Genomic DNA, 3,788 nt, shown 5'->3' with positions numbered 1-3,788 from the left:
AGTCGCAGGCGAGAAGCGTGTGGGCCTGGGAGCGGAGGAAGGTGCGCCAGGACTGCCGGGAGGCGCGCGGTGGAGCGGGTGGCAGGCCGGAGCGAGGCAGGATGCGACCGATGGTGGCAGCGGCGACCCGGTGGCCGAGCCGTCGCAGCTCGCCCTGGATCCTGACGTACCCCCCAGGCCGGATTCTGCGTGGCGAGGCGCCGGATGAGCGCGACGATCTCTTCGGGCAGCGGTGGCCGGCCGGACCTGCCCGGTGGCTGGCGCCACTTCCAACGCACCAGCCGTCGGTGCCAGCCCAGCAACGTGCCCGGGGTGACCAGCCGGTGCCCGCGCAGGGCGGACGGCCGATGGCGTGCGAGAGCGCAGAGCACCGCGCGGTCGGCCCAGGACATCTGCGGCCGCCCGATCCGTCGGCGCAGCACGGCGACCTCATGGCGCAGGGCGAGGATCTCGGCCCTGTCGGCAGCGGAGGAGTGTCAGCCAGCCCAGCAGCCGGCAGAAGATCAAGTACAGCAGTCGCAGACCCACGCCCAGTGATCATGCCCGAAACCCGACCGCCCGGAAAGCCGCTGGTCAGACGATGTACGGCAGTAAAGACACCCTTCAGGTTCTCCCGCCGTAGTCGGGCCAGTTCCTCGCGCTCGTCGCTGGTCAGGCCGTCCCGTTCGCCAGCGTTGACCTCGGCTGACGGATCCAGTCGCGCACCGCGGTCTCGGTCAGGTCGAAGTCCTTCGCGACCTGACCGATGGACCGGTCGCCTCGCTGGCACAAGTCGACGGTCTCGGCCTTGAACTCAGGCGTGAACGAGCGTCTGGGCCTCGGCTTCTTCTTCCCCATGCTCTCCATGATGGACATCATCCTTACTGGGGCCGAAGCCCCTGATCAGGAGTGTCCGTCAAAGCGAATCAAGCCCAGGATGTCAGAACCGGTACGCCCCCAGTTCACGGACCGTGGTGGCGAGGGCGCGGATCGGTTCGTTCTCGGTGTCGGTCCGCCAGACGAGGGCGTAGGAGAGGGTGGCGAGGTCGGGGATGGGGATCCAGCGGATGTTGGGCATGCCCCAGTAGCGGGTGACGTGGCTGGGAAAGCCGTGGATGATCTCGCCCATGCCGACCCGGTTGATGAGGTCCTCCGCGTTGGTCACGTGCGAGCCGCGTTCGATGGTCCGGCCGCGGGGGGTGTGGAAGGGCAGGTAGCTCTCTTCCCAGTATTCGGGGATGGAGGGCGGCATGGGGTGCTGGAAGTCGGCGAACATCTCCAGTCGCGCCGAGGTCCGCCCTGCGATCTCGTGGTCGGCGGCGACGGCGAGGATGCGGGGGTCGGTCATCAGGACCGGGCCGACGGTGAGGTCCGGTTCCTCCACCGGCAGCCAGACGACGAGCACGTCGAAGTCGCCGTTGCGGAGCCGGCCGAAAGGATCCGGATAGACCAGTTGGCGGACCTCCAGTTCCCACTGCGGGTTCCGCGACCGGAACTCCTTCCAGTAGAGGTGCAGGTCGACGATGTTGAACGGCATCATGCCCACCCTGAGCCGGGCGGTGACGCCGCGGGCGGCGAGCCGGGCCCGTTCCAGGGACTCGTGCAGGCCCACGTAGACCGGCTGCAGGTCGTCACGCAGCTGGCGGCCGACGTCGGTCAGCCGCACGGTACGGCTGGTGCGGTCGAACAGGGCGGCCCCCAGACGCCGCTCCTGCTTGCTGATGACCTGGCTGACCCGGGCCTGGGAGACCCTGAGCCGCTCGGCAGTCCGGCCGAAGTGCAACTCCTCGGCCAGCATTAGGAAGATCTCGATGTCCCGCAGTTCCATGACGCCCCCGTGCTCCTCCCGACATCCCCCACGGTCGTCGAGCCGCAGAAGTATACGCGGGCGGCTGTACAGGGAGGAGAGGATGTTACAGCGTCAGGAGCGGAGCAGCCGGTGGTGGGGCGGGTGCGGGCAGGTCTGCGTGAGTGGGGCTCAGAAGGACGCGGTCTGTTGCGGTGCGGGCGGGTTCAGCAGAGGGTGATGAATGTCGTCGGCGCCGGGCGACCTCGTCGATCGCGCCGGCGAGGCCGGTATCGCGGGTGAGGGTCCTCGCGGGGTGGCCGGCCGTGGTGGCGAAGACGGTGACCTGGGTTGCCGGTCGCGGCCTGTTCGGCGGCAGTGCGGTTCCTGTGTGTGCGCTCCGGTGACGTACCGGGATGCGGTTGCCGCTGATGGCGCACCCGGTCGGGCAGCGCGGGGCCGTGAAGTCTGTGGTGAGTCGGTCGTTGACTTCGTCGGTTGCGAGGGCGGTTTGCGCCCCCGGCCGTGGTGGCGTCGCGGTGGGTTTGCCGAGCAGGGACGGGGCCCGGGTAAGGCAGCCGCGGCCCGGAGGTTCGGCCGTGCCTGATTCGTCGAGCGGGGCGAGCGGGTGGGTGCCGTCGACGAGGATCAGCCCGCTGACCGGGTGCGGGGCTCCGCCGCGTAGCAGGCCGCGATCGTCGCACTCGGGATCAGCCGACCAGGATCGGCCGTCGCGGCGCTGTCGCCTTGATCGCCTGGTCGACATAGTCGATGGCCTCGCGCACTAGCGATCGGCGCGGACGCCGGAATCGCGACCCGTCCGGTCGTCGGGCCGGATATGGGTGGAAGCCCGACAACGGCTGCTTGTTGGAGGCGTGGGGGCCAGCATGCGGGCCTTTGCGGGTGTGCGGTGCGAGGGAACGTGGATGCGGCTGGTGGACTGCGGCCGGCGGGCGCCGGTGGTACGGGACTCAGGTTCGCAGGGCGGCGGGGATCTCGCCCCGGGTTCCCCAGAGGTCGAGCCGCGCAAATGCGGGTTGCCAGTGGTGCGTGTACGTGTGCCGCGTGAACCGGGGGAAGAGCTGGGCCAGAAGGGCGGTGATGGTCCGGTCGTCGAGGCCGTGCAGGAGCCATGGCATGAGCCGGGGCGCGGCGGACCCGATCCGATGGGCGTGGGCGCGTTCGAAGTCGTCCCACTGGTCCTGGGTGAGGAGAGCCTGGGCCAGTGGGAGAACGGCGGACTCCTCGTGGTCGAGGTGTCCGTCGAGGCCGGTGATGAGGGAGGCGGTGAGGTCGAGGAGGAGGCCGGGTCCGGCTTCGGTGTCGGTTCTCACCTCGGTGATCGAGTCCACGAGGGCAGAGAGGGCACGGTGTTCGGCCTCGATCGCCTCGACACGGGTCAGGTCGAGGGGACGGCCGGCCAGGGCGCGGCGCAGTGGCGGCCACAGGGCGTCGTCCTCGGCGCTCTGGTGGACGTGCAGAGCGGTGATGAACAGGTGCCAGCCCGGGGCCGACCTCAGGTCGGGCCGGGCGGCGGGGCGGTGATGGGCGACGGCGTGGGCGAGGTGGCGCAGCTCCCTTCGCAGTGCGTTGTGCACCGTGCGGGTCACAGTCATGTCGAGCCTGTCGCTCACCTTGCTCCTACTCTTGGTGCCGGCGGCCGGGCGGGGCCCGTACGGAGAGGTGACGGCATCCGCCGTCCCGGGCGTGCATCAGCCTCCTCCGCGCCGGTGGGGTGATCAACGCCGAAGTGGCGACCGAGCCATAACCCGGCGGTTATCGCTGTGAGGGGCCGGGATCGGCGGAGGCCGGGGCAGGGGCAGGGGCGATTGCACCGTGCACCAGGTCCCATGTGCTCTTGCGGTGAGGTTGCTCCCGGGGAGTGGACACCGGTTCATGCCGCGACGAGTGTCAGCGTACGCGTTGTAGTGAGGTGCCGCTCGAACTCGATCGGAGTGCGGTAGCCGAGGCTGGAGTGCCGTCGGCGCCGGTTGTAGTACGAGAGCCAGCGGAACAGCTCCAG

General features: G+C 69.8%; 4 protein-coding genes. All 4 read right to left on the bottom strand.

All coding sequences use genetic code 11. The annotated features are described in order from the left end of the window. Positions 1-651 precede the first annotated feature (651 nt). Positions 652-837, bottom strand: a complete 186-nt coding sequence (locus tag AB0442_RS41970; RefSeq protein ID WP_366168778.1) for a transposase — start codon at positions 835-837, stop codon at positions 652-654. Between the two features lie 82 nt (positions 838-919). Then, positions 920-1,807: a LysR family transcriptional regulator gene (locus AB0442_RS41965; protein ID WP_366168777.1), complete on the bottom strand. Its 888-nt coding sequence runs from the start codon at positions 1,805-1,807 to the stop codon at positions 920-922. 929 nt (positions 1,808-2,736) lie between these two features. Then, on the bottom strand, positions 2,737-3,399 hold the full coding sequence (locus AB0442_RS41960) for a hemerythrin domain-containing protein (protein WP_366168776.1): 663 nt from the start codon (positions 3,397-3,399) through the stop codon (positions 2,737-2,739). A gap of 260 nt (positions 3,400-3,659) precedes the next feature. Continuing rightward, the coding region (locus AB0442_RS41955; RefSeq protein ID WP_366168395.1) for an integrase core domain-containing protein at positions 3,660-3,788 on the bottom strand (129 nt) is incomplete at its 5' end.

This window comes from Kitasatospora sp. NPDC085895, from assembly GCF_040702125.1.
GTDB classification, from domain to species: Bacteria; Actinomycetota; Actinomycetes; order Streptomycetales; family Streptomycetaceae; genus Kitasatospora; species Kitasatospora arboriphila.
Note: the sequence above shows the minus strand (reverse complement) of the source record. Positions and strands in the feature narration are given on the sequence as shown.

What these genes read in the sequence shown, in the direction of transcription:
- AB0442_RS41970 (WP_366168778.1), bottom strand. Translation starts at nt 837, where the DNA reads ATGGGGAAGAAGAAGCCGAGGCCCAGACGCTCGTTCACGCCTGAGTTC.
- AB0442_RS41965 (WP_366168777.1), bottom strand. Translation starts at nt 1,807, where the DNA reads ATGGAACTGCGGGACATCGAGATCTTCCTAATGCTGGCCGAGGAGTTG.